The 745-nt window shown below is 51.5% G+C and carries 1 protein-coding gene; it reads left to right on the top strand.

Annotated elements, in window-relative coordinates; all coding sequences use genetic code 11:
• On the top strand, nt 1-745 hold a 745-nt coding region (locus R7Z49_RS24655), incomplete at both ends, for a dihydroxy-acid dehydratase (protein ID WP_318112324.1).

The raw sequence follows: 745 nt of genomic DNA, 5'->3' as shown, positions 1-745 counted from the left end.
AATACCACATGGAAGATGTACACCGTGCGGGTGGCGTTGTCGGTATCCTTGGTGAACTGAACCGTGCAGGTCTGCTGCACAATCAGTCTAAGACTGTCCTAGGACTGACTTGGGAAGAACAGCTAACCAAATACGACATCATGCTGACCGATTCAGAAGAAGTGAAATCATTCTACCGTGCTGGCCCTGCGGGTATCCGCACCACACAAGCGTTCTCGCAAGATTGTCGCTGGGATACCCTCGATAATGACCGTGCGGAAGGCTGTATCCGCACCAAAGAAAACGCGTTTAGCCAAGATGGCGGCCTTGCCGTTCTGAAAGGCAACATCGCGCTGGATGGTTGTATTGTGAAGACTGCTGGTGTGGACGAAAGCATCCTGAAATTTACTGGCCCTGCAGTAGTGTTTGAAAGCCAGGAAGATGCGGTAGACGGCATCCTTGGCGGCAAAGTGAAAGCGGGCGATGTAGTTGTGATTCGCTACGAAGGTCCAAAAGGTGGCCCGGGCATGCAAGAAATGCTCTACCCAACCACTTATCTAAAATCGATGGGCTTGGGTAAAGAGTGTGCGTTATTAACTGACGGTCGCTTCTCTGGTGGTACCTCTGGTCTGTCTATCGGCCATGCTTCTCCAGAAGCGGCCAATGGCGGTGCGATCGGCTTGGTTCAAGATGGCGATTTGATTGCGATTGATATTCCAAATCGCAGCAGCTCTCTTGAGATCTCTGAACAGGAACTTGCAGAGCG

The sequence above is a fragment of the Vibrio sp. 1562 genome (assembly GCF_033340155.1).
Taxonomy (GTDB): Bacteria; Pseudomonadota; Gammaproteobacteria; order Enterobacterales; family Vibrionaceae; genus Vibrio; species Vibrio alginolyticus.
This window is presented reverse-complemented; position numbering and strand designations above follow the sequence as displayed.